At 48.0% G+C, this 26,054-nt stretch carries 24 protein-coding genes and 1 pseudogene; 6 read left to right on the forward strand and 19 right to left on the reverse strand.

Features of this window, described 5'->3' with window-relative positions:
• Window positions 1-111 precede the first annotated feature (111 nt).
• Window positions 112-933 (reverse strand): cyanophycinase, encoded by an 822-nt coding sequence (locus tag DESLBE_RS16260; protein ID WP_144677582.1) that lies wholly within the window; start codon window positions 931-933, stop codon window positions 112-114.
• Window positions 934-1,073: 140 nt separating this feature from the next.
• Between DESLBE_RS16260 and DESLBE_RS16265 the strand changes: the two genes are divergently transcribed.
• Window positions 1,074-1,421, forward strand: coding sequence for a L,D-transpeptidase (locus tag DESLBE_RS16265; RefSeq protein WP_011458915.1), 348 nt, complete (start codon window positions 1,074-1,076; stop codon window positions 1,419-1,421).
• 53 nt (window positions 1,422-1,474) lie between these two features.
• Here DESLBE_RS16265 and yabG read toward each other — a convergent pair whose 3' ends face one another.
• A complete protein-coding gene (gene yabG / locus DESLBE_RS16270; RefSeq protein ID WP_011458914.1) occupies window positions 1,475-2,308 on the reverse strand; it encodes a sporulation peptidase YabG in 834 nt (277 codons plus the stop codon).
• 145 nt (window positions 2,309-2,453) lie between these two features.
• On the opposite strand from yabG, the gene DESLBE_RS16275 reads away from it, so the two are divergent.
• Complete coding sequence (locus DESLBE_RS16275) at window positions 2,454-3,305, forward strand: glycosyltransferase (RefSeq protein WP_144677584.1); 852 nt, start codon at window positions 2,454-2,456, stop codon at window positions 3,303-3,305.
• Between the two features lie 92 nt (window positions 3,306-3,397).
• Window positions 3,398-4,111, forward strand: a complete 714-nt coding sequence (locus tag DESLBE_RS16280) for a heparan-alpha-glucosaminide N-acetyltransferase (protein ID WP_144677586.1) — start codon at window positions 3,398-3,400, stop codon at window positions 4,109-4,111.
• Between the two features lie 56 nt (window positions 4,112-4,167).
• On the opposite strand, the gene DESLBE_RS16285 is transcribed toward DESLBE_RS16280, so the two are convergent.
• Together DESLBE_RS16285 and DESLBE_RS16290 are read right to left on the reverse strand one after the other, a co-directional pair.
• Window positions 4,168-5,895: a hypothetical protein gene (locus DESLBE_RS16285; RefSeq protein WP_144677588.1), complete on the reverse strand. Its 1,728-nt coding sequence runs from the start codon at window positions 5,893-5,895 to the stop codon at window positions 4,168-4,170.
• Window positions 5,896-5,928: 33 nt separating this feature from the next.
• Window positions 5,929-6,918 (reverse strand): hypothetical protein, encoded by a 990-nt coding sequence (locus DESLBE_RS16290; protein ID WP_144677590.1) that lies wholly within the window; start codon window positions 6,916-6,918, stop codon window positions 5,929-5,931.
• A gap of 299 nt (window positions 6,919-7,217) precedes the next feature.
• Between DESLBE_RS16290 and DESLBE_RS27455 the strand changes: the two are divergent.
• Window positions 7,218-7,337: pseudogene (locus DESLBE_RS27455) on the forward strand (DUF1624 domain-containing protein); the annotation flags it as partial.
• Here DESLBE_RS27455 and DESLBE_RS16300 read toward each other — a convergent pair.
• A complete protein-coding gene (locus DESLBE_RS16300; RefSeq protein WP_144677592.1) occupies window positions 7,327-9,093 on the reverse strand; it encodes a methyl-accepting chemotaxis protein in 1,767 nt (588 codons plus the stop codon). The pseudogene DESLBE_RS27455 and the gene DESLBE_RS16300 sit on opposite strands and share 11 nt — an antisense overlap.
• Window positions 9,094-9,325: 232 nt before the next feature.
• Window positions 9,326-11,092 carry a methyl-accepting chemotaxis protein gene (locus DESLBE_RS16305; RefSeq protein ID WP_144677594.1) on the reverse strand — a complete coding sequence of 589 codons (1,767 nt, stop codon included), beginning with the start codon at window positions 11,090-11,092 and terminating at the stop codon, window positions 9,326-9,328.
• Window positions 11,093-11,532: 440 nt separating this feature from the next.
• On the opposite strand from DESLBE_RS16305, the gene DESLBE_RS16310 reads away from it, so the two are divergent.
• Window positions 11,533-13,107 carry a methylenetetrahydrofolate reductase C-terminal domain-containing protein gene (locus tag DESLBE_RS16310; protein ID WP_144677596.1) on the forward strand — a complete coding sequence of 525 codons (1,575 nt, stop codon included), beginning with the start codon at window positions 11,533-11,535 and terminating at the stop codon, window positions 13,105-13,107.
• 80 nt (window positions 13,108-13,187) lie between these two features.
• Here DESLBE_RS16310 and DESLBE_RS16315 read toward each other — a convergent pair whose 3' ends face one another.
• The 10 genes from DESLBE_RS16315 to DESLBE_RS26610 form a co-directional block, all read right to left on the reverse strand.
• The gene (locus tag DESLBE_RS16315) at window positions 13,188-13,610 is read right to left on the reverse strand and encodes a hypothetical protein (protein WP_144677598.1); all 423 of its coding nucleotides are present in this window, start codon (window positions 13,608-13,610) and stop codon (window positions 13,188-13,190) included.
• 249 nt (window positions 13,611-13,859) lie between these two features.
• On the reverse strand, window positions 13,860-14,696 hold the full coding sequence (gene rsmA / locus DESLBE_RS16320; protein WP_144677600.1) for a 16S rRNA (adenine(1518)-N(6)/adenine(1519)-N(6))-dimethyltransferase RsmA: 837 nt from the start codon (window positions 14,694-14,696) through the stop codon (window positions 13,860-13,862).
• A complete protein-coding gene (gene rnmV, locus DESLBE_RS16325; protein ID WP_144678665.1) occupies window positions 14,659-15,267 on the reverse strand; it encodes a ribonuclease M5 in 609 nt (202 codons plus the stop codon). The genes rsmA and rnmV overlap by 38 nt, the downstream gene beginning before the upstream one ends.
• A 151-nt stretch (window positions 15,268-15,418) precedes the next feature.
• Complete coding sequence (locus DESLBE_RS16330; RefSeq protein ID WP_144677602.1) at window positions 15,419-16,573, reverse strand: glycosyl hydrolase family 18 protein; 1,155 nt, start codon at window positions 16,571-16,573, stop codon at window positions 15,419-15,421.
• Window positions 16,574-16,794: 221 nt separating this feature from the next.
• Window positions 16,795-17,511, reverse strand: a complete 717-nt coding sequence (locus tag DESLBE_RS16335; RefSeq protein ID WP_144677604.1) for an N-acetylmuramoyl-L-alanine amidase — start codon at window positions 17,509-17,511, stop codon at window positions 16,795-16,797.
• Between the two features lie 211 nt (window positions 17,512-17,722).
• Window positions 17,723-18,892, reverse strand: coding sequence for a 3D domain-containing protein (locus DESLBE_RS16340; RefSeq protein ID WP_144677606.1), 1,170 nt, complete (start codon window positions 18,890-18,892; stop codon window positions 17,723-17,725).
• Between the two features lie 93 nt (window positions 18,893-18,985).
• Complete coding sequence (locus tag DESLBE_RS16345) at window positions 18,986-19,834, reverse strand: 3D domain-containing protein (RefSeq protein WP_144677608.1); 849 nt, start codon at window positions 19,832-19,834, stop codon at window positions 18,986-18,988.
• Window positions 19,835-20,051: 217 nt separating this feature from the next.
• Window positions 20,052-20,813, reverse strand: coding sequence for a TatD family hydrolase (locus DESLBE_RS16350; RefSeq protein WP_144677610.1), 762 nt, complete (start codon window positions 20,811-20,813; stop codon window positions 20,052-20,054).
• Complete coding sequence (gene metG / locus DESLBE_RS16355) at window positions 20,810-22,753, reverse strand: methionine--tRNA ligase (RefSeq protein ID WP_015942556.1); 1,944 nt, start codon at window positions 22,751-22,753, stop codon at window positions 20,810-20,812. The genes DESLBE_RS16350 and metG overlap by 4 nt, the downstream gene beginning before the upstream one ends.
• Window positions 22,754-22,884: 131 nt before the next feature.
• On the reverse strand, window positions 22,885-23,040 hold the full coding sequence (locus DESLBE_RS26610; RefSeq protein ID WP_172625444.1) for a hypothetical protein: 156 nt from the start codon (window positions 23,038-23,040) through the stop codon (window positions 22,885-22,887).
• Window positions 23,041-23,624: 584 nt separating this feature from the next.
• On the opposite strand from DESLBE_RS26610, the gene DESLBE_RS16365 reads away from it, so the two are divergent.
• The gene (locus DESLBE_RS16365) at window positions 23,625-23,894 is read left to right on the forward strand and encodes an AbrB/MazE/SpoVT family DNA-binding domain-containing protein (RefSeq protein ID WP_005815009.1); all 270 of its coding nucleotides are present in this window, start codon (window positions 23,625-23,627) and stop codon (window positions 23,892-23,894) included.
• Between the two features lie 132 nt (window positions 23,895-24,026).
• On the opposite strand, the gene rsmI is transcribed toward DESLBE_RS16365, so the two are convergent.
• From rsmI to DESLBE_RS16380, 3 genes are read right to left on the reverse strand one after another with little or no spacing between them, the layout of a single operon-like run.
• On the reverse strand, window positions 24,027-24,887 hold the full coding sequence (gene rsmI / locus DESLBE_RS16370) for a 16S rRNA (cytidine(1402)-2'-O)-methyltransferase (RefSeq protein ID WP_144677612.1): 861 nt from the start codon (window positions 24,885-24,887) through the stop codon (window positions 24,027-24,029).
• Between the two features lie 5 nt (window positions 24,888-24,892).
• Window positions 24,893-25,204: an initiation control protein YabA gene (locus DESLBE_RS16375; RefSeq protein ID WP_005815013.1), complete on the reverse strand. Its 312-nt coding sequence runs from the start codon at window positions 25,202-25,204 to the stop codon at window positions 24,893-24,895.
• Entirely contained in the window at window positions 25,201-26,049 is an 849-nt protein-coding gene (locus DESLBE_RS16380) for a stage 0 sporulation family protein (RefSeq protein WP_005815014.1), read from the reverse strand. The genes DESLBE_RS16375 and DESLBE_RS16380 overlap by 4 nt, the downstream gene beginning before the upstream one ends.
• Window positions 26,050-26,054 lie beyond the last annotated feature (5 nt).

Here is a 26,054-nt window from a genome sequence, read left to right on the forward strand (position 1 = left end):
TTGTCCTCCTTCAACCCATGGGAAAAGTACACCTCTAGTATTTTTACCTTTTTCCGGTACAATATTCGCTTTTCCGTTTTTCCGGGTGTCTAAGGGAAATACCCAGGCCAATCAGCCACCGGAGAGAGTCTCACTCAAGCTTGCCGCCCTCCTCTTCAGATCAAAACGATAGCCGTCGGATAAGATGTGCATGAGCACAGGGGTGAGAACCAGGGCCTGGCCCGGCGAAATTTCCGAAACATTGCTGGCCATGGTGGGGGAAGCGTCCACCACCGTAACGGTCTGGTTGCCCACCACTGTAAAATGTCCATCCGAGTAGACGAGAATGGAGGTATCTTCGTCAATGCCTACTCCCAGCACATAAGGATTCTGGGCGATGGCCGAGAGCAGGCGGCCGATGCGGCCCCTTTGGGCAAAATGCTGGTCCACGACAACAGAATGAAGCAGACCCAGACCGGGGGCCATGGTCAGGGTGTCTTTTTTGGGCGTGCCCGCCTCCCCGCCCACGATCATGGTATCGGACATGGCTGAAGCCCCGGCACTGGTTCCGGCAATGATCACTCCTCTCTGATAGAGGTTATGCAGGGTTCTTCCTAAGCGGGTTCCCCCCAAAATTCCTGTGATACGCAGCTGGTCTCCCCCCGTAAAGAAAATCCCGGTAGCTTTCTGCAACTCCTGGGATATGGATTCCCGATTGGCTGAAACCCTTTCCGCTATATCCAGAACCTGTACCTCAGCGGCCCCTAAGTTTTCAAAAAGCTCCTTGTATTCCGAACCGACCTGCTCCGGCATTTCCGTGGCGGCGGTCAGAACCACCACCCGGCTTTCCCTTCCTCCCGCTTCCTGGATAAACCGCTTCAGTATTTTGCATTCTCCCTTTTTGTCTTCAGCTCCGCCGATAATGAGGAGCCTGCCTTCCACATAATGATTCATGTCATTCCTCCCTTTAATCACTGAAAAAAGTCTGGTTCAATGCCCCTCTTATTTTCCGCTTTAACCCCCCCGGATTATTCAGAATCTAAAAGGATCAAGAAAGCATACACTGATTAAGAAATAGGGAAGGAGGTAACCTGATGAATCCGCTACCCCAACGCAGAATTATCATTCGCCGTTCTTCACGGCAAATAGAACTTTATGATGGCAATCAACTTTTGGCCTGTTATCCCTGTGCCGTAGGCAAAAGTTCAACCCCTACTCCTTTAGGGAACTATGCGGTAGCCACTAAGGTCATGAATCCCGGCGGGGCCTTTGGTACCCGCTGGCTCGGCCTGTCCCTCCCCGACTACGGGATTCATGGGACAAATAAGCCCGCCAGCATCGGTACTCAGGCATCCTTAGGCTGTATTCGTATGCATAATCATCATGTGGAGGCCCTCTACGATCAGGTTGGTGCAGGGACGCCGGTAATTATCACGGAGTAGGCTGCTAAAAATGCATGAGCGCCTGCGTTCATCTGCGCAGGCGCCCATCATCATCAATAAGGGCTTCTCGGATACCCCTTGCGGAGCTGACCCCGGGTTTCGATTCCTCCCAGGCCGTCGGTCCCGGTGACTGTATGCTGAATAATTTCCTTCAGGGATACCATCTGATCAATAGGGGTAAAGGCGATTCGCTCGACGATAAAGACCGGATCAAAAGCATGGATCAACGTCCTTTTGGGAGAGGAGGCAAAATTGGCCCCCGCTCTGATGATGGCTTCATAATTGGATTGGCAGGCCCCGGCGAAGATCACCAGGGCATCCCGATTGGGTTGGAAACGGCGGGCCTCCAGGACGGATTGCACGAAAAAGCGTGAACTCCGATAGCTGTCAAGGCTCTTGAAATCCTTTTTTCCCTTGAGAAACCCGTCATGCCCCGTGAGAACCACGATGTCTGTGGGGTTTTCCTGAAGAACCTGCCGTATCTTCTTGGGCTGCTCCGCTTCAGATATACAGATTCCTTTAGCATCCAGTCCCAGCTGCTGATATGTCTTGATGCATTGACTCAGATATTCCTCATCCCCGTCCAGATGCAGCACCCGCCCCGGAATTTCATAGAATTCATCCTGAACCTCCGGAACATACTTACGCTGATTGACCACAATTTTCAGCTTGTTATAAATATCCTGATAATCTTCCCGTTGGTAATGGGCAACCTCTGACGGCTCTTTTTCCACCAGATCCTGAAGAGGTGCATCGGCTATAAGCCTGAGATTTATGCCCTTTAAGATTGCAATCCGCTCTCCCTTAATCGACATAATCTGCTCGATACGAAAAAATAAATCTTGTTTATGGGATTTTCTAGCCACAATATCGCCAACTTTTAACATGTGTGCCCTCCTTCCGACCTCTCTCTATATCCTATGACCGATGAGAAAAAACGGCATATAAATATAAAGAAAACTCTGCCCGGAAAGCAAGAGCTCTTATTCCTGATCACTGAAATTGAAAATAAGCTTCCTGAGGAGAGATAGCATGTATGATGTGGTCATTCCTGCCCAAAATGAAGAAAAAAGCATTCTGGCCGTCTTAGCCACGGTCTTGAAATTGCCCATAAAAAGAGTCATTCTGGTCCTCAACGGCTGTACTGATCGGACCCTTGATTTAACCCGCACTATCCTGGATCAGCGCATCCATACCATTTACTTTGCCGAACCCCTGGGCATTGATGTGCCCCGGGCTATTGGGGCCCTTTATGCCCGTTCTCTCCATACTCAGGGCGTGCTCTTTGTGGATGGCGATACTTCGGGGGATATTTATGATGGTTTAGCCAAACTCCTGGCTGCCTTAACCGATGGTACGGATATAGCTCTGACCAACTGCTATCCCTACATTACTCACCGCGCTAAACTGGCTAATCTCGTCCTTCGCTTCCGGGGAAGCTTGAATAAAGAATTAGGCTATTTTCAGCTATTAGGCAATGCCACTCCCACCCACGGTCCCCATGCCCTGTCTGCCAAAGCGCTGGAAGTTCTTATGCCTGAAGCCATTGCCATTCCCCCCCTGACCCTGGTCCTGGCCAAGCGCTTCGACCTTAAGGTCAAAGTGGCCACCTCCATACGCCACCAAGACCTTAAATCCCCCCGCAAACACCGCCGCCATGCCCGTCTCATTGCTGAAACCATCATCGGTGACTGTGTGATGGGACTGACCCTGGCCCGCAACGAGGAGGTCACACGTTCGCTGGGAAAACACAAAATGCTGGGTTATCATCCCGAACGACGTTTCGATATTCTCCAGCTTTGGACGGAATCTTTAATCACCACCCACTCCTATTGCGAAAACCATTTGATCATTCCCAGGGATACACCTTGGTTGGGCGGATAATTCTTGAGGCAAGTCCCTTGGTGTTGGGTTTTCAACCTGATATACTATAGGGAGGTCCGTGGCTTTGATTAATTCTGAGAGGATGAAGCCCTTTGACTTTCACCCGCTTTCCCATTATTGATAGTTTGCGTACTCTGGCTCTCGCTTTAATGATTACATATCACCTCATCTATGATTTAGATCAATGGACCGGTTTGGCTGTTGATGTAGACGCTCTTTTCTGGTTTAGCATCGGTAAAACGGCTGCTCTGCTTTTTATCTTTCTTTCCGGCCTAAGCAGCGGCTTCAGCAAGCATCCCCTTAAAAACGGATTGCGGGTCATATTTTTTGGCATGATCATTACTCTGGTGACTTATGTGGCCTTTCCTGAGCAATATGTCCGCTTCGGAATTCTCCACTTCTTAGGAGTTATGATGGTTCTCTATCCCTTCATTCAAAAACTTCCCAATGGTGCGCTCATTCTGGGCTCGGTTTTGATCATCGCCGGCGGCCTGATCATCAAAGACCAAGCGGTGAACACCCCTCTGCTTCTCCCTCTGGGATTTATGTATCCCGGCTTTGCCACCATGGACTTTTACCCTCTGTTTCCTTATAGCGGCGTCACCTTACTGGGAGTTCTTTGTTATCGTTATTTCTTTGCTGAGCACAGCAGGACCAATGCCTCTGTCCCTCCGGCGGAAAAGAGCAAAGCGGCCTACCCCATGGTTACATGGGTCAGCCGCCATTCCTTATGGATTTACTTAATACATCAACCTATTTTACTTGGGCTTATTTTTGCCTTAAAGGCCATTGCCGTTATATCTTGAATTTGTGAAGTGCCTGCTCCTCAGTTGAAGCTGACATCTCTTTTGGTTTTATCCCATCAGTTATCTTCATCAAGGGTAGGCATTTCAATCAGTTGCTCCTCTGTCTTAATAGATGATTCCCCAGATTCTGCATAACTGTCTTCTATCTCAATCAGCTCCGCAAATTCTCCTAACTCTTGCTCACTAATTGCACCTTCAGCAGGATCTAAAGACACATTGTCTTCCATGCTATTACCTTCAAATAAATCCATGCTTGAACCTTTCCCATCAATAATAGTTGAAGTTGAAGTATTTATCCACGCACTAAACTCTACACAAGCAGAAGGGACACTAGAGAGAGGAGTGCCGGTTCTTAGATATATTTTGTCCCCATAGCTCAAGGGAAAGTCACAAGGTAATGTTGTTGTCGCAGTTCTGGTAGTGCGAGTAGTACTGCCCGTGAAGCTTGGGCTTGTTGAATGCTGATACCAAACATTTGGCTTTACATAATAAAAAGAATATTTACCATCTTTATAACCTAATCCTACTCCTGATGGTGCAGGGCTTAGTTTAGGCAAAGTTATTTTTTTAATCTGGGAAGCAGGCTGTGTACCTGTGGCCTTATAGCGCACTTCAAATTCCACAGTTTTTTGACTGCTCATTCGTGAATATACCGATAAGCTATAACTGCCCGTGCCAGTTAAAGAATACCAGGGACCTCCATCATAGCGATATTGCATGGCGGAAGTTATGGGAGATACTGAATGATTATTATATGGGTCATACGAAACGGCAGGCGCAGCTGGGGATTGATCTGTAAGGGTCCAGCCCCCCCATAAACCCGCGGGTTTATCTTCCGTAGCCTTATATCTAAAGCTGATTCTCACCGTCTCTCCATACTCGAGGCCCTGAATGATCGATAAAACACCATTAAGTAGTATTTCTTCAGGGATTGTCCTATATATCTGACCGTCGAGGCGCATTTCCATATCTTCTGTTAATCCGGTAATTATTCCGGTAGTCCTATTAAGAGACATGCCGCTTGGAATTGGTCCGCGCGGTATCAACTGTATTATTTTGGCAGGAGAAGCACTTTCTGTATCTGTCTGAGCGTAACGAACCCAAAACAATTTATCAGAAACCTCTAGCGGAACCTGAATGGCACTGCATGTCGTCCAACCGCTGCCGGTAAGCTGATATTCCATTGTGGTGTCTGTATCTACTGCAACTGCATAGTCCGGAAAGGTTTCACTATTATAAATAACGGAAACCGGAGGAGAACCTGCCGGAGAGTTACCATACCAGGTTATGGACAGATTGGCCTCAAGAGTTTTATATAAAGGCGCTCTGTTATCCATTAATTTGACATTGTATTTGCTTTGGTTGGCATTACGGTTTATTTCAAAAACATCGTACATTATAAATCCATATGCCATCCCGTAATTTATAATATTGCCATCTTCGTCGAGAGCATGCAATACATTTGAGGTGACCGGAGCGCGCCCATCAAGGGTGTTTGACTGCCTGCCTACTAAATTTCCCATTTGTTTATAATCGATACGTATATAGCGTTTTTCATTTGGTAAATTTCTGCTTACATTTGTTCCACTTGCCGTCAAAGGATATCTCCACCATTGATCTAGCCCTGGGCCTGGTAAGGTTTCGGCATATGCATAATCACTCAAATAAACATCTATGATTTCTAAAGATTGTAAAGGCAGTGCAGGTCCCGCTTGTACAGACAGCGGAGGGGCAATACCCAACATTAAAGCACATAATAAAACAAACGTGATAAACCTTTTCATAAGCACATCTCCTCATTTTTTCTATTCGGTAAATTAATGAGCTATAAACCAATCGTCAAAGGCATCCTCCATAGGTGCCTTGTCATTAAGATGCTGCAAATACGACTTAATCCATTCCTCGAAATCAAAACCAGAATCGTAGCGGCCATTAGCCCCGCAAGACATTCCGAAGGAATCCCTCATCATACTATATACTTCGTCCGATATTGACTGCCCGGCAAATTTTTTAGAATCAAGGTAAAAAGCCATCGCTCCAGGATCCAATTTCTGATCCAATAGCCATTCTCCGAATGCAAGTTTTGCCTCAATGCTCTGGGGTGCGAACTTCGAGTTATCATACATGCTAGACAGCATATTGGCAGTATTATGGACTAAGAATCGCAGCTGATAATCATCGGCCCCTGACCGCATTAACTCTCCGCACATTGCCATCGTCTCCCCAAAGGTCTGTTCTGCCAAGGGCGGATATTTGGATTTGATAGCCTTGGTGATTTCTTCAAACGTCATGTTCCCATAAGTAGCCTGCCGGGCAACAGCATAAATCTGGCTGGTGCTGCCAAACTGCTGGCTGAGTTCATTATTATAAGCTTTCACTACGTCGTTATATGCTTTATTGGGTTGAAAAAAAGCATTAGATTCACGCATGAAGTCATCGCCGAATGCCTGCGTATAGCGTGCTGTGATGGTCTGGTAAATTTCCGTATCGCTCATACCAGAATAGTCTACAGACTGAGCTTGTTTCTGTACTCTATCAAGAGTGTGCGCTATTTTCCCGTGATCCATCGTAAAGATATTGGGTTCATTAGTCTTTTCACTTTTCTGACTGAGGTTAGCAATATTCGCATGCCATCGACCCAAAGCAATATTATAAGTTGAATAATTATCAGAGTCATTTAACACGGAGTGATCGGCTTTTTGGAGGTAGTCTATAACCTCTCTCTTATCACTCCCGCCAGTTACAGATCTTTTTTGTACGGCAGATAGTAGATCAATATTTGATGCTTTGATTGAATTAATTATCATTAGATCTCTCCTCTTTCATTGTCGGTCATAAGCAATACATTACAGGAACTAAGCAGTGAAATGATTAGCCCTAAATATTACTCGAACAAGAATTCCCTCCCCCTGTTCCATATTCTTTAACCTTGATATCCTCCTCACTATATTTGAGATGATCCCCTATAATAGCTATCGTAGAAAAGAACATCAATCTTTAGAATATATCTACTAAATTTCAAATATTATCCTTATGTTACTTTATTATCTTTATTTCGACAAATATGGCATATAAGTGCGGATGCCAGAGAGGAGTGGCACAGAAAAAAGCGGCCTACCCCATGGTTACATGGGTCAGCCGCCATTCCTTATGGATTTACTTAATACATCAACCTATTTTACTTGGGCTTATTTTTGCCTTAAAGGCCATTGCCGTTATATCTTGAATTTGTGAAGTGCCTGCTCCATATCTTCGGTCATTTTGGCCAGCAATTGGCTGGAAGAGGCGATCTCTTCCACAGAGGCCGATTGCTCCTCCGTTGAAGCCGACACATTGAGAGTCTGTTCGGCAATGGATTTGCTGATCTGGTTGACTTCATGGATGGAGGCAACAATCCGTTCATTACCCTGAGAAATTTCTTCAATCTCATGAGAGATTCCCCGAACCTGCCCGGTAACCTCTTGAATAAGACCGGCAATCTCTTCGAAAGCGCTGCCTGCTTCATGGACCACCTTGGACCCAATCTCAACCTCTTGTGTCCCGTTCTTCATCGAGTCTACGGCCTTATGGGTATCCTCCTGAATTTCCCCAATAAGATCGGCGATTTGTTTGGCGGCAATCTGAGATTGTTCAGCCAATTTGCGGACCTCTTCGGCCACCACCGCAAATCCTCTTCCCTGTTCACCGGCCCGGGCTGCTTCGATGGCGGCATTGAGAGCCAAAAGATTGGTTTGATCGGCGATCCCGGAGATGGCTTCAACGATCTGTCCGATCTCCTGGGAACGGACTCCCAGGTGCTCCACTAAGGAAGCACTATGGTTGACCGCCTTTTGGATACTCTCCATTTGCTTGACGGTGGTATGGATGGATTGCTGGCCCTTGTCAGTGGCTTTGGCTGTTCCTTCGGCTGAACGAACCACATATTCCGTATTGTTCAGCACTTGACCCATTCCTGCCGCCATTTCTTCCACCACAGCCGCCACGTCATTCACTGCGGTCATCTGCTTTTCCGTCCCCTGAGCCACTTCGGTGATCGCAGAGGCTACTTCATTGGCCGCCTGGGCTGACTGTTCCGCTCCTGCGGACAATTGTTGAGAAGAGGAGGCGATATGTTCCGAAGCCAGCGAAACCTGTTTGACCAATTGGGTAAGGTTCTCTGCCATGTGGTTAAAATCCTGAGCCAGCTGACCCAGCTCATCCCTTGAATCCACTTGGATTTTCTCAATCCTCAGATTGCCTTGGGCCACTTCATTGGCACCCTGGGCAACCTGTTTGACCTGCCTGGTAATACCCTGGCTGATCTTAAAGCCGACGGCGCTTACGATGATTAAACCAAGAATCATGGCGACAGAGATGCTGATAATATCCTTGGACATTTGTTTTTGATAGATCAGCTCTTGGGCAATGACCTCTGTCTCAATATCGTCCACCCAGTTCCCGGTTCCTATAACCCAGCCATAGGGCTCAAAGAGCTGGGTATATCCTCTCTTGGGGGTGGGCTCCGTTTCATTGGGTTTAGCAAATTCATAGTCTGAGTAGCCTCCGCCACTAAGCGCATTTTTTATAAAGCCATCCCGTACATAGGCATAGCCATTAGGGTCCACTGCATCAAGCCGGCTCTTCCCTTCGGTATCCCGCCCCAGGAGAACCACATTAATTCCTTCAGTGGTATCAACCCAGAAATAGTTCTCCCCGTCAAAGCGAAGCTCCCGAACCAGGTCGGCAGCCTTGGTCTTAGCCTCCTCCTCTGAGAGCAGGCCTGCCTGCTGCTCTTTATATACCTTGTCAATGACGCTGATGGCAATCTCTACATCTGTCTTAATCCCCCGATCATATTCGGCAAAGAGGGTTTCCCGGTAGGTCTGGACATTGTTTTTCAAAATGTCGATTTGCCGGTAGATATTATACCCTCCCACGATAATGCTCATCAGCATGGATGTAAAAATAAATGCTAAAATTAGACGCGCTCTGATACTTTTCAATCTTCTTACTCCTCCCTTGTCTTTATGATTTTTTTCTAAAAAATATATTTAGTTATGTAAAATCAGGCAGCGGTCAGACCCCTAAGCCATTATTAATTAATTCAACATATAATGCAATATAATTTTATTGATTTTGTCTATTTAGAAAATAAAAAGTTTTCTAAATAGTATAAAGGTCACAGCTACGCTGTGACCTTTATACTATTTCCTAGGACTTTAGAACTATTTTCTTTTATACTTTGAATTTTGCCAGAATCTTCTCCAATTCCATAGCCATATTCTCCAATACCTGACAGGAAGAGGCGATTTCTTCGACAGAAGCGGACTGCTCTTCAGTGGAAGCTGAGACACCATAGGTCTGATCCGTAATTTCCCGGCTGATCTGATCCACTTCTTCCACGGCCCGAATGATCCGCTCATTCCCCTGGGATATTTGTTCAATCTCAGCGGATATATCCCGAACTTGCCCGGTCACCTCTTGAATAAGCTCGGCTATCTCTGCAAAAGCGCTTCCGGCTTCGACGACCACTTTTGCCCCTTTTCCTACCTCATGGGTTCCCTCCTGCATAGCCTCCACAGCTTTCACCGTATCCCCTTGGATTTCCAAGATGAGGGCGGAGATCTGCTTGGCCGCCCCTTGGGATTGCTCCGCTAACTTCCTTACTTCTTCGGCAACCACGGCGAACCCCCGTCCTTGTTCACCTGCCCGGGCTGCCTCAATGGCTGCGTTCAGGGCCAGAAGATTGGTCTGGGCCGCGATGCCGGAGATGGTCTCAATGATTTGACCGATCTCCTGGGAGCGGAGACCCAGCCGTTCTACCAATTCTGCGCTATGGTTAACCACCTTTTGGATATGATTCATCTGTTCAATGGTGGTCTCTACAGAACCCTGGCCTTTGGCAGCGGCTTGAGATGTCCCTTCAGCCGAGCGAACCACATAGCCTGTATTGGTCAAAACCTGTTCCATCCCTGCCGCCATTTCCTTCACGACTTCGGAAACTTCACTGACAGATCTTATTTGTCTTTCCGTCCCCTGGGCAACGTCGGTGATTGCCGCAGCAACCTCCATAGCCGCTTGAGCAGACTCTTCCGCTCCGGAGGAGAGCTCCTGAGCAGTCAGAGATACTTGCTCGGAGGCGTAGGCCACCTTTTTGACCACTTCCGCCAGATTATCGGTCATTTGATTAAAATCACCGGCCAATTGACCCAGCTCGTCCTGGGTATCCACCACAATCTTGTCAATGGTCAGATTACCCTGTGCGACTTCCCTGGCTCCTTGGGCGATGCGCTGAACCCTTTGGGCAATGCGCCCGCTGATGACAAAAGCCAGAACAGCCACCACCCCAAGGCCGATCACCATGGCGGCGACTACTTTAATAATATCGTTCAACATGTGTTGGTTATAATACATTTCTTTTTCACTGACTTTGCTCTCGATATCATCAACCCAGTTCCCTGTGCCCACGATCCAGGCATAAGGCTCAAAAAGCTGTGTATAGCTCCGCTTGGGCTTAGGTTCTGATTCATTGGGTTTGGCGAATTCATAATCTGTATACCCGCCGCCCTCCTGCATACCGTTTTTAATCAGTTCTCTTATGTAAAGAAAGCCACTGGGATCTACAGCATCAATCCGGCTTTTTCCCTCTGAGTCTTTACCCAGATAAACCACATTGATTCCTTCAACGGTATCCACCCAGATATAATTGCCCTGATCGAAGAGAATAGTGCGCACCAGAGCCGCCGCTTTTTCCCTGGCTTCCGCTTCAGTCAATAATCCTTCCTGCTGCTCTTGATAGACTCCCTGAATAATGCTTATTGCGATCTCTACATTCATTTTAAGGCCCCGATCATATTCCTCATACAAAGTCTTGCGATATTCATCCACATTGTTTTGCGTCAGCACTGTTTGGTTATAGATATTAAACCCACCGACAATGCCCGCCATCATGATGGATGTGAGAAGGAATACCAAAATCAACCGAGTTCTAATACTTTTCAACCGCCGTTCCTCCCTCTTCCCGTTTACATAATTGACAAAATTTCCATTTTCGAGTAATCTCTTCACTTTTGATGCATTGAAAAGATGTTGCGGGTAGTGTAATATTTGGAGTAGATTGTTAATTCCAAATTTTGTCCCTTGGGAGGATATACCACTCAACAAAATAGGACAAACAATTTAAAATTAAAATAGCTCTATTTTACTTTGTATTATTACTAAAAAGTACACTTTTGGCAAGAATATTCTGAACTTATTTGCACAGAAAATTTCTTTAAAAAAATTTATTTTCCAATTGAAAGAATTGTCCAAATTGTTATACAATTATATTGACATGCTTAGACTGGATTTATCTCTGTGAGGAAGGCGTCCATAGGGAATCCCAGAGACTAAATCCAATAGATAAGGTGGAAAAAACATTTAGAGAAGGGAAAGGGATAGAAATGGAGAACCGTTTTAAACAGTCTTTGTTGGACCCTAATACCCTCTCCGTCACTTGGGAGCTGGTCCCAGGGAGAGGAGCACGTGAAAAAGCTCAGGAGAGCGCATTGCTTGCTGCAGAGCAGGCGGCTAAAGGCGGCAAGGTTCATGCCCTGACCATTACCGATAACCCCGGCGGCAACCCTGCTATTCTCGCCGATTATCTTGGTCAGGAGATTCTTAAGCTGGGGATAGAACCCCTTGTCCATTTCACCTGTAAGGATAAAAACCGCAATCAAATGGAAAGCCAGCTTTATGCCCTTGATCGGGCCGAAGTCCGCAGCCTTTTGGTCATGACCGGAGATTATACGGTCTCCGGCTTTAAAGGCCGGCCCAAACCGGTTTTTGACCTTGATCCCACCCATACCTTAGAACTTATCGCCCAGATGAATGAGGGACTTGGCATCCCAGGCCCTAAGGGCATGTCTTATCATCAGCCCAGCGATTTCTTTGCCGGTGCCGCCGTTTCTCCTTTTAAAGGCACCGAAGCCGAGCAAATGGTCCAGTATTATAAACTGAAGAAAAAGGTGGCCAGCGGAGCTCAGTTTATTGTCACTCAGCTTGGCTATGATGCACGAAAAATCCATGAAGTTCTCCAGTTCATGAAACTTAATGATCTCAATGTTCCTCTTGTGGGCAATATCTATATTCTCCCCTTCGGTGCAGCCAAGATTATGAACCAGAATCAGCTGCCGGGCTGTGTGGTCACGGATAAGCTCCTGGCTGAAATCGATAAGGAAAGAACCGCCGAAGATAAAGGAGTAAGCGCCCGCTTGTTGAGAGCCGCCAAGATGTATGCTCTCATGAAAGGGATGGGCTTTGCCGGTGTTCATATCGGCGGTCATAATATCAAGTATGAGCAGGTGGAATATGTGATCGAAAAGGGCGAGGAACTCAGCAAAGACTGGCTGGCTCTGGTGCCTGAGTTTGATTATCCTATGCCCAATGGATTCTATTATTATGAAAAAGATCCCAAAACCGGCCTGAATACCACCACACCCGTCAATCGGAAGAACCTGCCCTTGGATGCCCCTGTAGGAGTGGCTTACAGCGGTATGCGCCTGATGCACAGCATGCTCTTCACCCCTGGCAAAAACTTCTTCCCTGTCATGCGCAAGATTTATAAAGGGCGCAAGGATAACCGCAAGCACGGCTTGGAGCATCTGGCTAAAGTCATCACCAACGACTGTAAAGACTGCGGAGACTGCGCCATGTTTGAACTGGCTTATCTCTGTCCCATGTCCCAATGTCCCAAGAATCAAAGAAACGGGGCCTGCGGCGGCAGCTATCAGGGCTGGTGTGAGGTTTATCCCAACCAGAAGCAATGTATTTATGTCAGAGCCTATGCCCGCCTGAAAAAATACGATGAAGAAGGGGATCTGGATTCCCATCATATCCCTCCCGCCAATTGGGATTTGTACCAAACTTCCTCATGGTCTAATTTCTTCTTAGGACGGGATCACTCCGGAAAGATTTTAGGCATCCCTACACCTGAAGAGGAAGCAGCTAAAGCCAAAGGTGCCGACCCGGCTAAGTAAGCAGGAGGCATCTAAACACAAAACAGAACTTAGTAATAAAGCAGCAAATCCTTAGCGGTTTGCTGCTTTTGTATAACATATTATTTTATAAGTTTATCAACTTTTTCTTTCTGAGCTGCTAGACGATTATCAAAATGCTTGATATCGGTCCAGACATGGCCAAGATCACGCTTAATATCTTTTACGTCTCTCTTGAGATTGCCTACATCATACTGCAGAATACTCAGATCACTTTCCATTCTTTCCTGGCTATCCTTGATTGCCTGCACTTCAGACTTTAAGCCCTGCACTTCAGACTTTAAGCCCTGTACATCAGACTTTAAACCCTGTACATCAGACTTTAAACCCTGTACTTCACCTTTTAAACCTTGCATTTCACCTGTTAGGCCCTGCACTTCACCCTTCAAACCCTGCAAATCCTGTATTTCATCTTTTACGCCCTGCACTTCAGAAGTTAAGCCTTGCAACTGGGTCAGAATTTGTCTTAATAATTCTTCTTCCATAGCCGCACCCTCCTTCGTCTCTATTCTATCATAGCGAGTACAGAGATGAATAGACGAAATTCTTGCTCCCCTGGCTATTCTTTGCTGCCTCCAAAACAAGTAAGGCCAACACTGATGAATAACAAGGTCATTAATAAAGCCAGGATATTTCCCGCTCCCTCAATGAAGGTAAATACCGTGGCTATCCACTTCGATAGACTCCCCATGTCATGGCTGTTCTTCTTTTGCCCCTTATTGAGTTCTGGTACTTTAGTCTAAGTTTTTCATAACAGCTTCCGTCACCGCTTGAAACTCCTCGATGCTCAAGGTTTCCGCTCTTCTCTGTTCATCCACACCGGCTGCGGCCAGAATCTCCCCGATCTGCTGCTTAGGGAGACCAAGTCCTCCGGTCAAGGAATTCCCTAAGGTTTTGCGCCTTTGACTAAAGGCGGCCTTAACCACCCGGAAGAAGTCCTTTTCCTTTACCCTGAATTCCGGATAAGAGCGCAGCTCAAAGCGCACCACGGCTGAAGTGACTTTAGGCGCCGGCCAAAAGGCCTGAGGCGGTACTTCAAAGAGTTTCTCCCCTTGGGCTGAGACCTGGGCCGCTATGGAAAGAATCCCATAATCCTTGCCGCCGGGTTTGGCGACCAAACGATCCGCCACTTCTTTTTGGACCATGACCACCATACTGGCGAGGGAGTCCTTCTGCGCCAAAAAATGCATCAACAGGGGGCTGGTAATGTAATAAGGGAGATTTCCCACCAGCACACCTTTTCCCGTGCCCCAGATATCCTTCAAATCCAGCTTTAGGGCATCCATATTGAGAATATCTACGGGCAGCCCCTGGAGCTCTCTCTGCAATAGATTCACTTTCCCCCGGTCCAGCTCTACCGCCCACACTTTTTGCGCTTTTTGAGCCAAGACCCGGGTCAGGACCCCCAGTCCCGGTCCAATCTCGACGACGGGGATTTCCGGGTCTTTAATACTGGCGGCTGCGATAGCCGCGATGACCCGGTCATCCATCAAAAAATTCTGTCCTAAGGATTTATGGGCTTTGGCACCGCCCTTAAGGATGCGCCGGGTATAATTCGCTGCGTTCTCCATGAATAGCCTCCCTAACCGCCTTATTGAATTCCTCATGGGTGATGCCAAACCGATTTAAGCGCCGCAAAAATTGCTTGGCATTAGCATCCCCGATACCTAAGATTTTTCCCACTGCCAGGCGTCGTTCTGCCGAATGGCTCAATCCCGCCAGCCCTGCTTCCAGCAAATCCTTCATTGTGAATGAGGTTCCTGCAGTTGGGTATTCATTGTTCTTTGGTTCGGAATAAAGTGTATCCGTCCTGATCTTTTGGAACGCCTTTTGAATGTCTTCAGGACTGGCATTTTCTACACCAATATCATCATCCTTAGCAGAGCGGGCATCCTTTTTGGACAAATAAACATGCTTGGCTTCCGGCACCTGCCGCCGGATCCGTTCCCGGATTTGTTCCCCTACGGAATCCGGATCGGTCAATACGATCACACCGCAGCGCTTGGCTGCCTCAGCAATGTAAGCTAATTTTTCCTGGGTTAACCCATAACCCTCTGTCCACAGTATATCCACATTTCCTAAAGCTCTGCGCACCGCATGAGCATCATTTTTACCTTCCACCACGATTAACTCTTCAATCATCTTTGCCAACAATTCCTCCCTTATCTTTTCTATCTTAACCTACCTGCACTGATTTCACAAATAAGCACACCTGCAAAAAGGTAAGGAGCAGAAGAGATTTCTCCTGCTCCTTACCGTACGCCCTATTTCAGAACGGCCTATTGGCTACTGGCTATTTCTTATTCTTATTGGTTCCGTAAGTCTTGACCAGGCTGTCCCAGATGGAGGGATCTTCCATCCCCAATCTCCAGATAGCTACGCCATGAAGCTTATGCTCCCGGGCATATTCCATCTTGGGCTGCAGGCTTTGCTTGTTTTCAAAGTATACTTCATGACGGACACCATTGGCTGTGTAGGTATACCAGGGAACTTTATGCTCTTCATCATAGCCAACTTCCACCCCATGTTTTTTGGCACGGGCCATGCTTTGCTCATAAGAGAGATAGTCGGGCATGGTGGGCTTGTTGGAGCCCCAGTCAAAGGAGTAGACAGGAAGTCCTAAGACGATTTTTTCCCTGGGGATTTTGGTTACCGCATAGGAGATGACTTTATTGACCCAGGCGTGGGAGGATATGGGTCCATGGGTGGTTCCCAGTCCATGCTCGTCATAGGTCATCAGCACGATTTGGTCGGCATTTTTACCGATGGAGGCATAATCATAAGCCCCGGACCAAAGGTCGGATGGGTAATCGATAAACTTAGCCGGAATGGAGACGTTGAGCACCTTGTCTTTAGCCTTTAAGGCGCCGTGAAGCTCACCTAAGAAGGCTGTGAAGTTGTTGCGGTCAGCGGGTGGTGTCTTTTCAATATCAATGGCCACACCATCCCATTTCTCATTGATAACCAGTTGCACAATATTGTTGATAAACTTAGAGCGGGTCTGAGGATTGGCGAACACACTGTGGGCCAGGTTGGCATCGAAGAGGCCGCCGCGCATATTATGAATTAAAGCGTAGGCTTTAGCTCCATTCTTTTGCGCTGCTTCTTTAATGCTGAGATCTTTTTTCCCTGTGGTGAGAATTTTTCCATTGGCATCAAAACTATACCAGAAGAAGGAAACCTCATCCATCAACTTGATGTTCTTCATCATCGATTCCTTGGAGCCGGGGATCTCTCCTTCAGGGTCCGTATAGAAACCCATGACCACCCGTTTCTCTTCCCCTAGAACATCCTGACGAGTCTCTGCCTCAGCTTGTGGGGGTTCGCCGCTTTCCGTGGCGATCTGATTCGGTGCTTGGGTGTTTTGCTGCTGCGCTGTATTACACCCAACCAAGCTAAAACTCAATACCAAAACAGCTATTAAATTTAAAGTCAGAAACCGCTTCATTCTGAGATCAACTCCTTCATCTTGATTCGGTCACTGACTTTATTGTCCCCTCTTCAATTGTCCTTATGTATAAGTATTGCCGGAATCCCAATCCACTATTTTACATTAGGAAGAGATCCCTTTAGAAATCAACAAAAATCGCTGAAGATTTCTTTTCTTTTATTTTTCCCGGCAAGGAGCCGACTATCCAAGCGTATCAATACCCGAGAAAATTTGTAAACTTAAGGCAAACCGAAATAATTGGCTACACCTTTAGCCACAGCCTGAGCCAACTGATCCTGATACCAGGACTGCCGCAGCCTGGCCAATTCTTTGGGATTGCTGATATAGCCCAACTCCACAATAACTGCAGGCATAGGAGCATTTTTGATCAAATAAAAGTCCCCCGGCTTGGCAATCCTGCGATTCATTCCCGGAACTTTGATAAGCTCCTGCTGAATCGTTTCTGCTAATCGTTTCCCTTCTTCGGAATCAAAATAATAAAAGGTTTCGGCACCGGTATTTCGTCCCGAGGGTGTTGCATTCAGATGCAAGCTGATCAGGGTATCGGCCTCCGCTTCGGCAGCTAAGGAGATTCGATGGTTAAGATCGGCCTGCTTCTTGGACTGCCTGCCCCGGACCCCTTCCGGGACATAATCAATATCCTCTTCCCGGGTCAGAATAACCTCAATACCGGCAGGCTCCAGCAGCTCCTTTACCCGCTTGGCCATTTCCAGATTGATTTCTTTTTCATAAACGCCCTGTTTCGTGATCGCCCCCGGATCATAACCGCCATGACCTGCATCGACCACAACCTTATATTTTGTTTCGAGAGGTCCCAGAACTGCCGCCGAACCTTGATAAAATACGGAAAAAACTAATCCAAACATCACGGTCAGGACGATTATGATCGCCATTGCCTGAGTCTGCCTGCCAGGAATTACTACGGGTCTTCGCAAGCCGCTCCCCCCTTGATTTTCTTTGCCACTGCCAGCCGGTTTCCTTTAGATAATATGATGCTGGCTATAGAAAAATGAGGCCCTTCGACTTTATTTCGAAGAACCTCATGGTTTGATTGCTTATATCTTAATCTCGAAAGTTGTGTAGGTCACTTTCATATTTGTTTTCCTTAATTATTGAATGGTTTATGAACTGCCTGTCAAGCTTCCCTTATTTCACATAAACCACTACGGAACGAACCCCCCAAGACCAGCAGGACTCTTCCGTATTCATATATAAATCAACCCGGTTTCCTTTAATCGCACCCCCGGTGTCCAGTGCGACTGCCTCACCATATCCATCCACATAAACTTCTGTTCCTAAAGGAATCACTCGCGGATCTACGGCAATAACTCCGTAGCGAACGTTATGTCCTGTTGCTGTCCTTCCGCCGCCCGAATAGGCGGAAGCCCTCATCAAATAAGCGCGCTTAAATTCAATGGTTTTGCCACCACGGGAAATGGTGGTCTGGGAGCCTCGTGAAACCACTTGATTCACAGGAGCACGTAAAACCTCCTGCTGCAAAACTTCTCGTGCGACTTCGACCCCATCTTCCATGGTGATCTTCACCGTCTGCTCATGCTGGCCGTTTACCCCTTTTGTCACAACCTTATCCGGCAATCCTATTGGAAAATCTGCCGGCTGAGCAACCGTCTGATAGGGAATCTCGTTGGTCATGGTCTCGATTTTTTCCTCTACCCGAACCACTTGAATCTCGTCTTCAGCTTCTATCATGTGCTTCATTGGTAGAGATACCTTATCCTTTTCGTTTAAAACAATGTCAAGCTTCTCCAAAGCTTCTTCTACTGTGCGCGGGGCTAAATAAGTATCAATTTCTTTCCCATCGACTTTGAACTTAACAGGAACTGCCCGCCGAACCTCAAGTTTAGCATCGGCTACCAGGACAGCCTCTCGATGGAGATTAACCTCATCCGTTACCTTGAGATCCAATCCCAAACGATTTGATAAATCAACCAGGGCCTCACCCACAGTGGGCGCAGGGGTCCGAGCCGGATACGTTTCCCCGTCCACTGTCAACTCCACAGGGAGGCTGCGCGTAATCTTAATCTCTAATCCTTTCGCGATACCCGTCTCGCGATTCGGTTCTACGATATCCTCGGGGTAAATACCAAGCCTTGAGTGTTCAAGAGCTGCACCGACGGTTGAGTAGAGGGTTGTGAGGCTCTGTTTTCCTCCATCAATCTCAACGGTGATCGTCTTGGCTTTTAACAAAAATACTGATGCTACGATGAATGCCACAGTCAGTAATGTAACGGAGATTTGGGCTTTACGGGAGCTACGAACTAGGGAAAAGACCGAAGTTCGTGTCTTCTCTAACATCTCATCCCTCCATAATTTAACTCTGACCTACCCCATTATTTTAACCAAATCTCCCTCATCTGTCAAAGCTTTTTGGTTATATTTTCCATTTTCTTATTTATTATCCAGAATATGGATGACTACCGGCCTTCTTCCCCATTGAATGCAGCGCTGTAAACTGGGAAAAAAGACATCGATAATATTCCCTTTAATCGCCCCCCCTGTATCGGCAGCTATGGCATGCCCATAGCCTTCCACATAAACCTCAGTTCCTAAAGGGATCACCCGCGGATCCACCGCAATCAACCCTTCCCGGGGCCAGACTCCCGTCGCCGTCGGGTTGCCTGTATAGGTATAGGCCGTAGCCTCCACCTCAAAGGTCTTAAGGACAGTGTATTGGCTGAGATCTACATCACTCCGCTCCACAGGCCTGGTATTCTGGATCACCACCCTCTTCTTGGGGGCATTGAGGAAAAATTGATTGACGATCTGTTCATCGCTGAGCTCTCCCCCTATGGTGGTCCTGCGGATGACCTGGCGCTCTATCCCTACCTGGCCCTCCTCCTGAACCTGGCTCGTGCCGGGAAGCACACGGTCCGACTCTATATACTCCGTATTGATGGGAATTTCCACATCTTCGATGCGATAGGTCATGGCTATCTGGCCAATTTCCACCCCAACCCCCTCGGCAGTCCCTATCCCCTCCGTCAAAGGAAGCTCTGTTCCCTCCGGATTCAGGAGAGTTTCCTCCCTCCCCAAAGCTTGGGTGCCGGGAGCAGAAGCTGGGCTTTGGCTGTTCCTTTCGAATACAGGCAGGGTTAGTTCCATTCTTTTGGGAAAGGCATCCGCCGGAGCATAAAGCAATGTGCTTCCTGCCAATACCAAGGTTCCACCCATGGTCAGACTACGGTTTTTCGCTAAGCGCCAATAATCCGTATAGGTAGCTATAGGTAATGAATACATACTATTCCCCCCTGCTAAACGTTATGTAAGTCAGGGAAAAAAAAGAACCTCTCTTGTCCTTCCCGGCTGAAGTCATGGAGTTTTTCACCCATTCATACAAGGCAAAGCCGGTGGGTTTCAACTTAAAAAACATAAAGAAAGCACAAATCCCGGAGACATTCCCCCAGGATCTGTGCCATGATCTCCGGCCTATGCCGGCTTATGCTTTGCTTTGAGCTTACAGCCCAAATAACCTATTCCCATTCTCAAAAGCCAGCCTTGCCGTTTCCTCAACCTCCAGACCCCGGATGGTCCCGAACCGCTCCACCACCTGCCGCACATAAGCCGGCTCGTTGCGCTTGCCGCGGTAAGGCTCCGGAGTAAGATAGGGAGAATCCGTCTCCACCAGGAAACGGTCCAGAGGAACTTTCTCAGCCACCTCCACCGTATGCCGGGCATTTTTAAAGGTAAGGGGTCCGGCAAAGGAGATATAAAACCCTAAGTTAAGGATGATCTTAGCCATTTCCCAGGATCCCGAATAGCAGTGGAACACCCCGCCTTTTTTCGGAGTATGGGCCTTCACGATCTCTAAAAGATCCTGATGGGCATCCCGATTGTGGATAATGATGGGAAGTCCTGCTTGATCCGCCAGCTCAATCTGGCGGATAAACACCTCCTGCTGAATTTTGCGGGGAGAGAGATCCCGATAATAATCCAGCCCGATTTCTCCCCAGGCGATCACCTTATCTTCCCGGGCCAGTTGGGTCAAACTCTCCCAGGTTTCCTCGGCTGCTCCTTGGGCATCATGGGGATGAACCCCTACGGCGGCATAAACGGCGTCATACTGGTGGGCCAAACGAACCGAGCGTTCTGAGGAAGGCAGGTCATAGCCTACATTGGTGACCCTGGTAATGTGAGCCCGGGCCATATTGTCCAGAACCCCCTGGAAATCCCCTTGATAGCGGGGATCATCCAGATGGGCGTGTGTATCCCAGATCATTTGACTCGTGCTCCTGCCGGAAGTTCCTTATCCAGGACCAGGACTTCCAGAACTCCTTCATGAGAAGCCGCCAGGATCATCCCTTCCGAAGTGATTCCCCGCAATTTTGCCGGCTTTAGGTTGGCGACGATGACCACATGCTTGCCCACTAAATCCTCCGGTGCATAATGCTGGGCAATTCCCGAGACGATGGTGCGGGGTTTGCCGGCCACCTCAATTTCCAGTTTTAAAAGCTTATCGGTTTTCTCCACTTTTTCCGCGTGGAGAACCTTGGCCACCCGCAGATCGATTTTGGCGAAATCATCGATGCTGATTTCTTCCTTAATCGGCTCAAATTCCACTTTATTTTCTTCAACTGTTGGAGTTTCCTTGATTTCGTTCACAGATGCTTTCTCCTCTTCAACACTGAATTGTGCCAGATCAATACGGGGGAACAGCGCTTCTCCCCGCTGCACTTGGATTCCTTCTCCCAGAACAGCCCACTCTTTGGCAGCTTCCCAGGCGAGCAGCTCATCACTGATGCCGCATTGCCGGAACATCTTCCCGGTAAGCTTAGGCATAAAGGGGGCGCAAAGGATACCCAGAATGCGGATAGCCTCAGCAAAGGTATGGAGTACCGTGTCCAGACGAGCCTGCTGCCCCTCTTGCTTGGCCAGGGTCCAGGGAGCAGTCTCATCCACATATTTATTCATGCGGGAGACCAGACGCCAAAGGTTTTCCAGAGCCCCTGCCGGATCATGAGCTTCCAGCCGCTCTTCCACTTTGGCAACGACCTCCTGCCCTAAGGCCCTGAGCTCTGCTTCAAGTTCTGTGGGTTCGGCGGCCTTGGGTATCACACCGCCCCGATATTTGACGATCATCGCCAGACTGCGGGACACGAAGTTCCCCAAGTCATTGGCCAAGTCACTGTTTAACCGTTCCACCAAGGAGTCTTCCGAATAAGCCCCGTCGGTTCCCACCTGCATTTCCCTGAGCAGGAAGTAACGAATGGCATCGGAGCCATAACGGCGGATCAACTCAAAGGAATCCTGAACATTGCCCCGGGACTTGGAAATCTTGCCCCCTTCTTTGCTGAGGTACCAGCCATGGCCGTAGACCACTTTAGGCAGGGGAACATCCAAAGCCATTAAAATAATCGGCCAAATCACGGCATGGAAGCGGACAATGTCCTTGCCCATCAGATGAACTTCCGCCGGCCAATAGCGTTGATACAACTCCCCGTCGGGATAGCCCAAAGCAGAAATATAGTTAATCAGGGCATCCAGCCAGACATAGACCACATGCTTGGGATTAAAAGGAACCTGGATTCCCCATTGGAAGGTGGTGCGGGAAACACAGAGATCCTCCAAGCCCCCCTCGATAAACTTAATCATTTCATTGCGGCGGGAAGCAGGCTGAATAAAGTCCGGATGATCCTTGATATGGCGTAAAAGTGCATCCTGATATTTAGAAAGCTTGAAAAAGTAGCTTTCTTCCTTCAGCAATTCCACATCCCGTCCACAATCCGGATTGGGACATTTGCCATCCATGAGCTTATTTTCCGTCCAGAAGGTTTCACAGGGCGTGCAATACCAGCCTTCATACTCTGATTTATAAATATCCCCTTGCTCATAGAGCTTGGTAAAAATCTTTTTGACCACCTCATGGTGACGTTCTTCTGTGGTGCGGATAAAGTCATCATAGGAGATATCCAGTTCCTCCCACAAGGCTTTGAACCGTTCCACCACCCCGTCCACATAAGCTAAAGGCTCCATGCCCTGGCTTTCAGCCGTGCGCACAATCTTCTGGGCGTTCTCATCGGTACCGGTCAGAAAGTACACATCATGGCCTTTCAGCCGGTGATAGCGGGCAAAGGCATCGGCAGCTACCGTAGTGTAAGCCGTCCCAATGTGGGGGCTGGCATTGGGGTAAAAAATCGGTGTCGTAATATAGTATTTCAATGTTAACCTTCCTCTCTTTCAGGAGGGGGCCGCTGCGGTCAGCATTGCTTGCGGCTTGTCCTGGTTATTAATAGTATCATCCGGGAGGGGGTCCTGCAAACGGGGCTGGGTAAAAAGTTTCTGTGCAGGGTCTATTCTGGGCCGAAAGTTAGCTCTCCAGGATTTTGATTTACACCGGTCGCTCCATAAGCTACGCGGACAAAACTACCGCTCAAGCCCTCCGCTCCGTCGGGTCCCCGGCCAAATCGCTCCTGCTCAATGGCCGGTTGGAAACGTCCTGTTTCCAACCCGACTCCGCTGCAGGCTTTTCGCGAAGTTTTGTTCCCGCTCGCTTAAATTCGCTTCCCTGCTGTAAATCAAAATCCTTGGGCTGCTTTTCGGGTTTGAGAAGGCAGGCGTTGTGGGAAATATCGGGAAGCAGCTTGATCCGAGCCGCTTTTCCGGCCTTACCGACGCCGCTTAAGCGGCATGGTCGGCTCCCCTCATGAAAGTCTCTGTAGATGAGCCCCAAAGAAAAACTGAAAGAGAAGCCCGCAAGACGTGGCTTTGCGCACAAAAGCGTACGGATTTAGCGGAGGGGCGGTCGGGTGAACAAAGCTTTCTTAACGTAGCGTAGCCACTGGTTCACATCAGGTATTACCCAGAGGTTTGGCGGAGCTGTTAAGAAAGCGGGTGAACCAGCCCCGGAGCTATGGAGTACGCGTTGTGCGTAAAGCCACGCGACCCGGACGACACTTTTTCATTAGCATGAGAAATATTCCTGAAAAAAATTCCATTTTTCTTACAAAAAACCGTTGACTTTAAATGGTACCATTGGTATCATAAGGGTGTTACATTGTGTCGAAAGATGTAGTTTAGAGGAGGACTCGTGATGAAATCAACTGGTATAGTGAGAAAAGTCGACGAACTGGGTCGGGTGGTATTACCTATCGAATTGCGCAGAACCCTGGGAATCGATGAAAAAGACGCTCTGGAAATTTATGTAGACCAAGAAAAGATCATTCTCAAAAAATATGAACCTGCTTGTGTATTTTGTAATAACGCTACAGATGTTCAAATTTTCCGTGGAAAAAACGTCTGCCGTGAATGCGCCACTGCCATGGGCGAAGCTGCATCAGGCAATCAGCCCGAAGCTGTTTAATTTCACCCTAAGGCCAAAAGAAGCAACCTCATTAGAAATTATAATTCTACATAATAGAAGGCGTAAAGCCTTCTTTCTCTTTTTAGGCAGATTTTTTTATATTTCTTGGAAGCATCTTGCCATTGTCTCTCTTTAATTCTTTTTTTGAGAGAGAACCGCTTTATAAACCTCACGCTTGCTCACTCCGTATTTTTGAGCAACTACTTTCATAGCATCATTGGGTTTCATCCCTTGCTCAGTAAGCTCCTGCACTTCCTGACGCCATTCCTTTTCCCCTCCTGTCGGCGGGACGGGGATATAAGGGGAAGTCAGGACACAGATTTCCCCGCGGGGGGCAGTGTCTTTAAATTCATGGATAAGGGTGCTCAACGTCCCCTTATGGACGCTTTGATGAAGCTTGGTAATCTCCCGGACCACCGCCGTCTCCCGCTCTCCGAAAACTTCCCACAAGTCCTCTAAGGTGGCCACTAAGCGGTGGGGCGCCTCATAGAAAATCTGGGTAAAAGGCAGCTGGGCATAATTCTGCAATTCTTTCTTACGGGCACCGGATTGGGATGGCAAAAAGCCATGAAATAAAAAATGATCATTGGGCATCCCGGAAAGCAGCAAAGCCGTCAGTCCGGCATTGGCTCCCGGCAAGACATCCAAGGGTATGCCTTTTTCCAGGCATAGCTGAATCACTTCCTGACCCGGATCCGATATCCCCGGCATTCCCGCATCGGAGATTAAAGCGATGGCTTCCCCCTGCTCCAATCTTCTGACCAGTTCCAGGGCTTTCCCTTTTTCGTTATGTTCATGATAACTGGTCAGGGGCGTGGCAATGCCAAAGTGATCCAGGAGCTTGCGGGAATGACGGGTATCCTCCGCCGCGATGAGATCCACACCCTTAAGCACTTCCAAGGCCCTCAAGGTGATATCCCCCAGATTGCCGATGGGTGTCCCGCAGATATAGAGGGTACCCCTCTGAACCGTAGCCAAAAGAACCGCTCCCATCTTACTTAATCTTTACGCAAAAAGCCCATACAGAAGAGGCAATCCCCCTCCTCTAAAGGCTGTCCAAAATGAAGATGACAAACATGGAACCCTTCCCGATAGAGTCGTTCCAAATTATCATGGGCAACGCCCTGAAGATGCTCAGCATTGGCAATGACCCTCGACCTTTCCTTCTCAGGCAGGGCACATAGCTCACGCTTCAGCCTGGCATTCTCATCTTCCAGGCTTTTAACATAGGGCAGCAAACGCTGCACTTCTTCGATCAAAGAGTTAAGCTTCTCCTCCACTTCCGTTAAGGCCTGGGTTAATTGACTCATACCTTCTCACTCTTCCCTCTGTTCTTTTCTCCTTTCTTATGGCGTCCCTCTTGACGCCCCTTCCCGGCGGTCGGTACGGCAGAACCCCGTTCTCCCTTAAGCTCTTGCTCTTCCAAAGCCTTGAGTACCGATTCCTCGCTGAGAACCAGGATATCTTCTTCCCGCTGATGGCATTGTTTTCCGCACTGACCTTTGCAGTGAGACTCATCATAAGCCCCATTCTCATATTTCAGGCAGCACATAAGGCGACCGCAAATCCCTGATATTTTCGTTGGATTAAGAGAGAGCTTCTGATCCTTGGCCATGCGAATGGATACAGGTTCAAAATCTCCTAAAAAGCTGGAGCAGCACAGTACTCTGCCACAGGAACCGATCCCGCCCAGCATTTTGGCTTCATCCCGAACCCCAATCTGGCGAAGTTCAATGCGGGTCCGAAAGATCGAGGCCAGATCTTTAACCAGCTCCCGGAAATCCACCCGACCTTCTGCCGTAAAGGAAAAAATAATTTTGTTCCCATCAAAAGTATATTCCACATCCACCAGCTTCATCGGCAGCTGATGATCTCCTATTTTCTTCAGGCAGATGTCAAAAGCTTCCTTCTCCTTGGTGCGATTGACCTCAACAATCCGCTCATCCTCAGGAGTAGCCTTGCGGATCACCGGTTTTAAAGGCATGACCACATCTGCTTCAGGTACCTGACGGGGTGCCAGAACGCACTCTCCATACTCGACTCCCCGGGCGGTTTCCACGATCACTTTATCATTGGCATTCAGGGCAAGATCCCCCGTAGAAAAATAATATATTTTACCGGCCCGCTTAAAACGAACCCCCACGACCTCAACCATTCTGA

Source organism: Desulfitobacterium sp. LBE, assembly GCF_007830365.1.
GTDB lineage: Bacteria > Bacillota > Desulfitobacteriia > Desulfitobacteriales > Desulfitobacteriaceae > Desulfitobacterium > Desulfitobacterium hafniense.

Coding starts and splice junctions, on each gene's coding strand:
- yabG (WP_011458914.1), bottom strand. CDS start 2,308: ATGTTAAAAGTTGGCGATATTGTGGCTAGAAAATCCCATAAACAAGAT.
- DESLBE_RS16315 (WP_144677598.1), bottom strand. CDS start 13,610: ATGGAAGAAGAATTATTAAGACAAATTCTGACCCAGTTGCAAGGCTTA.
- DESLBE_RS16275 (WP_144677584.1), top strand. CDS start 2,454: ATGTATGATGTGGTCATTCCTGCCCAAAATGAAGAAAAAAGCATTCTG.
- DESLBE_RS16350 (WP_144677610.1), bottom strand. CDS start 20,813: ATGATCTGGGATACACACGCCCATCTGGATGATCCCCGCTATCAAGGG.
- DESLBE_RS16285 (WP_144677588.1), bottom strand. CDS start 5,895: ATGAAAAGGTTTATCACGTTTGTTTTATTATGTGCTTTAATGTTGGGT.
- DESLBE_RS16340 (WP_144677606.1), bottom strand. CDS start 18,892: ATGTTAGAGAAGACACGAACTTCGGTCTTTTCCCTAGTTCGTAGCTCC.
- DESLBE_RS16365 (WP_005815009.1), top strand. CDS start 23,625: ATGAAATCAACTGGTATAGTGAGAAAAGTCGACGAACTGGGTCGGGTG.
- DESLBE_RS16290 (WP_144677590.1), bottom strand. CDS start 6,918: ATGATAATTAATTCAATCAAAGCATCAAATATTGATCTACTATCTGCC.
- rsmI (WP_144677612.1), bottom strand. CDS start 24,887: ATGGGAGCGGTTCTTTTGGCTACGGTTCAGAGGGGTACCCTCTATATC.
- rsmA (WP_144677600.1), bottom strand. CDS start 14,696: ATGGAGAACGCAGCGAATTATACCCGGCGCATCCTTAAGGGCGGTGCC.
- DESLBE_RS16330 (WP_144677602.1), bottom strand. CDS start 16,573: ATGAAGCGGTTTCTGACTTTAAATTTAATAGCTGTTTTGGTATTGAGT.
- DESLBE_RS16260 (WP_144677582.1), bottom strand. CDS start 933: ATGAATCATTATGTGGAAGGCAGGCTCCTCATTATCGGCGGAGCTGAA.
- rnmV (WP_144678665.1), bottom strand. CDS start 15,267: ATGATTGAAGAGTTAATCGTGGTGGAAGGTAAAAATGATGCTCATGCG.
- DESLBE_RS16375 (WP_005815013.1), bottom strand. CDS start 25,204: ATGAGTCAATTAACCCAGGCCTTAACGGAAGTGGAGGAGAAGCTTAAC.
- DESLBE_RS16345 (WP_144677608.1), bottom strand. CDS start 19,834: ATGTATTCATTACCTATAGCTACCTATACGGATTATTGGCGCTTAGCG.
- DESLBE_RS16380 (WP_005815014.1), bottom strand. CDS start 26,049: ATGGTTGAGGTCGTGGGGGTTCGTTTTAAGCGGGCCGGTAAAATATAT.
- DESLBE_RS16265 (WP_011458915.1), top strand. CDS start 1,074: ATGAATCCGCTACCCCAACGCAGAATTATCATTCGCCGTTCTTCACGG.
- DESLBE_RS16310 (WP_144677596.1), top strand. CDS start 11,533: ATGGAGAACCGTTTTAAACAGTCTTTGTTGGACCCTAATACCCTCTCC.